Below are 3,615 nucleotides of genomic sequence, written 5' to 3' on the forward strand. Positions count from 1 at the left end.
GCTGCTGCAGCGGGAGGATCTCCAGCAGCGGGGCGTAGCGCTCGTCGACGGCGGGCACGTTCAGGCGGGTCGACGCGCCGGGCACCGACTCGGCCGACCCCGCCGCCTCCCCGAATGCGGGCACATCGGCGCCACGCGCGATCAATTCGGACGATGCCGCGCCGTCCGGGCCTGATCTAGGCTGACTAGCCATGTCGACAGAGGTGACCAACTGGGCCGGCAACGTCGTGTTCGGCGCGGCGCGGCTGCACCGCCCCACCACCGTGGACGAGCTGCGCGCCGCGGTGGCGGGCGCGCGCCGGGTGCGGGCCCTGGGCACCGGACACTCCTTCAACCGCATCGCCGACACCCCGCACGACCTGGTCGCCACGACCCGCCTGCCGCGCGTCATCGAGCTGGACAGCGCCCGCGCCACGGTGCGCGTCTCGGCCGGCACCCGCTACGGCGAGCTCGCGCCGCACCTGCACAAGCACGGGTTCGCGCTGCACAACCTCGGCTCGCTGCCGCACATCTCCATCGCGGGCGCGGTCGCCACGGGCACCCACGGCTCCGGTGACCGCAACGGCAACCTGGCCACCGCCGTGTCCGGGATCGAGCTGGTCACCGCCGACGGGGAGCTGACCACCATCGGCGGCGACGTGCTGCCGGGCAGCGTGGTGTCGCTGGGCGCGCTGGGCGTGGTCACCGCGCTGAACCTGGATCTGGTGCCCGCGTTCGAGGTGCGCCAGCACGTGTACGAGGACCTGCCGCGCGCGTCGCTGGAGGAGCACTTCGACGAGGTGTTCGGTGCGGCGTACAGCGTCAGCCTGTTCACCCGCTGGCGCGGGCGCGACATCGAGCAGGTCTGGGTCAAGCAGCTCGCCGGCGAGCCCGCGCCGCCCGCCGACCTGTTCGGGGCCCGCCCGGCCGACGGGCCGCGCCACCCGATCGTGACCATGTCGCCGGTGAACTGCACCGCGCAGCAGGGCGAGCCCGGCCCGTGGCACGAGCGGCTGCCGCACTTCCGGCTCGACTTCACCCCCAGCGCGGGGGCCGAGCTGCAGTCGGAGTACTTCGTGCCGCGCGAGCGGGCGCTGGAGGCGTTCGCCGCGCTCGACGGGATCGCCGCGCGCATCGCGCCAGTGCTGCAGGTGTCGGAGATCCGCAGCATCGCCGCGGACCGGCTGTGGCTGAGTCCCGCGTACGGGCGCGACAGCATCGCCTTCCACTTCACCTGGATCGCCGACGACGCCGCGGTGGCGCCGGTCGTCGGCGCGGTCGAGGACCGCCTGCTCCCGCTGGGCGCCCGCCCCCACTGGGGCAAGGTCTTCGGCGTCGACCCCGCGGCGGTACGCGCGCAGTACCCCCGCCTGCCGCACTTCGCCGAGCTGGCCGCCCGCCTCGACCCCGAGGGCCGCTTCCGCAACGCCTTCCTCGACCGCTACCTCCCCGCCTGACCCTCCCCCTCGGCCGCGCTAGATCACCCGACTTGCCAGGCACCTGGGCGTATCTTGGGCGCTCATACGCCCATGTGCCAGGCAAGTCGAACGATCATCGGGCTCCGGCCGGACGCGCGGCGGTGCGGGCGCACTCGGGCCGGACAGGCGCCGGGCCGGGCGGGTGGGCGGTCAGGCGAGGGTTTCGGTGAGGCGGCGGCCGGCGAGGCGGTGGACGAGGGCGGGCAGGACCTGGCCGAGCGGGGCGTCGACGGTGAGGGCGGCCTGGTCGTCGGAGCGGGTCCGGCCGCGGTTGACGATGGCGACCGGGATGCCGAGCTTGACCGCGCGGATGACGAAGCGGCGGCCGGACATGACCGTCAACGACGAGCCGAGCACCAGCAGCAGCCGGGAGCGCTCGACCAGGTCGAAGCACTCCTGCACGCGTGGGGCGGGGACGGTCTCGCCGAAGAAGACCACGTCGGGCTTGAGCATGCCGCCGTCGCAGCCGACGCAGTCCACGGTGCGGAAGCCGGCTAGCTCGTCGTCGCCGAACTCGACGTCGCCGTCCGGGTGCACCGCGGTGATCCGGGCCTGGAAGCCGGGGTTGGCGGCGTGCAGCCGCCGGTGCAGCTCCTGCCGGGCGCTGATCTCGCCGCAGCCCAGGCAGATCACCCGGTCCAGGCTGCCGTGCAGCTCGACCACGCCGGTGGCGCCGGCGGCCTGGTGCAGGCCGTCGACGTTCTGGGTGACGATGCCGGCCAGCAGGCCCTGGCGTTGCAGCGCGGCGACGGCGGCGTGCCCGGCGTTGGGCGAGGCGCGCGCGATCGTGCGCCAGCCGAGGTGGCTGCGGGCCCAGTAGCGCACCCGCGAGCCGGGCTCGCGGGTGAACGCCTGGTAGGTCATGGGGGCGGTGCGGCGCTGCACGCCGTCGGGCCCGCGGTAGTCGGGAATGCCGGACTCGGTGGACAGCCCGGCGCCGCTGAGCACCGCGACGTCGCCGCCCGCCATCATCCGGGCGAGCTCTGCGACGCGCTCATTCATGCCGTACACCCTGCCATGCTGCCACGCGCCCGCGGGCCGCCACCTGGGACGGGACCCAACAATTGATCATCTCGAATTGAATCATCGAAAGTAATCTTTACTATTAGGTTTGTTTAATTTATGTTGGCGATTACATGACACAGCCTGCACACCCAAGGTAGGTGGTACATCATGAAACGCCCAGTTCAAAGCCTTCGCACCCGGATACTGGCGGCCTCGGCCGCCACCGTCGTCGCGATGGGCGTCTCGCTCACGATCTCCTCGTCCGCCTCGGCGGCCAACCTGATCGCCAACCCGGGCCTGGAAAGCGGCAGCCTGTCCCCCTGGAGCTGCAGCGCCGGGCTCGGCAGCGTCGTCACCACCCCCGTGCACGCCGGCACCCGGGCCCTGCAGGGCGCGCCGAACGCCGGCAACCACGCCCAGTGCAGCCAGACCGTCACCGTCCTGCCCAACACCGCGTACGTGCTCAGCGCCTGGGTGCGCGGCGGCGGCGGGTACGTCTACCTCGGCTACACCGGCGGCACCGAGACCTGGAACCCGGCCGCCTCCGGCGCCTGGACCAAGCTCAGCCTCAACCTCACCACCGGCGCGAGCCAGACCTCGCTGACCGTCAACGTGCACGGCTGGTACGGCCAGCCCGCCTACCAGGCAGACGACTTCTCGCTCGACGGCCCCGGCACCCCGCCGAGCAACCCGCCCACCCCGACCGTGGCGCCCAGCTCACCGCGGCCGCCGTCGGCCTCGCCGTCCGCGCCCCCATCGAACCCGCCCAGCCAGTCGCCACCGCCGCCCGGCGGCCGCAAGCTGCTCGGCTACTTCGTGAACTGGGGCGTCTACCAGCGCGCCTACCACGTGAAGAACATCGCGACCAGCGGCTCGGCCGCGAAGCTGACGCACATCAACTATGCGTTCGGCAACGTGTCCGGCGGCGCCTGCACCATCGGTGACGCGTACGCCGACTACGACCGCGCGTACACCGCGGCGGAAAGCATCGACGGCGTCGCCGACACCTGGGACGCGGGCGCGCTGCGCGGCAGCTTCAACCAGCTGCGCAAGCTCAAGCGGCAGTACCCGAACATCAAGATCCTGTGGTCGTTCGGCGGCTGGACCTGGTCCGGCGGCTTCGGCCAGGCCGCGGCCAACCCGACCGCGTTCG

The 3,615-nt window shown here is 72.7% G+C and carries 3 protein-coding genes; 2 read left to right on the forward strand and 1 reads right to left on the reverse strand.

All coding sequences use genetic code 11. From position 1 onward, the window contains the following. The first annotated feature begins 191 nt into the window (after positions 1–191). Positions 192–1,436 (forward strand): FAD-binding protein, encoded by a 1,245-nt coding sequence (locus AB0J67_RS39860; protein WP_363490813.1) that lies wholly within the window; start codon positions 192–194, stop codon positions 1,434–1,436. Between the two features lie 171 nt (positions 1,437–1,607). On the opposite strand, the gene AB0J67_RS39865 is transcribed toward AB0J67_RS39860, so the two are convergent. Then, positions 1,608–2,468, reverse strand: a complete 861-nt coding sequence (locus tag AB0J67_RS39865) for an NAD-dependent protein deacetylase (protein WP_363490815.1) — start codon at positions 2,466–2,468, stop codon at positions 1,608–1,610. A gap of 228 nt (positions 2,469–2,696) precedes the next feature. Here AB0J67_RS39865 and AB0J67_RS39870 point away from each other — a divergent pair. After that, the coding region (locus tag AB0J67_RS39870; RefSeq protein ID WP_363490816.1) for a glycosyl hydrolase family 18 protein at positions 2,697–3,615 on the forward strand (919 nt) is incomplete at its 3' end.

It is taken from the genome of Catellatospora sp. NPDC049609 (assembly GCF_040675365.1).
Classification (GTDB): domain Bacteria; phylum Actinomycetota; class Actinomycetes; order Mycobacteriales; family Micromonosporaceae; genus Catellatospora.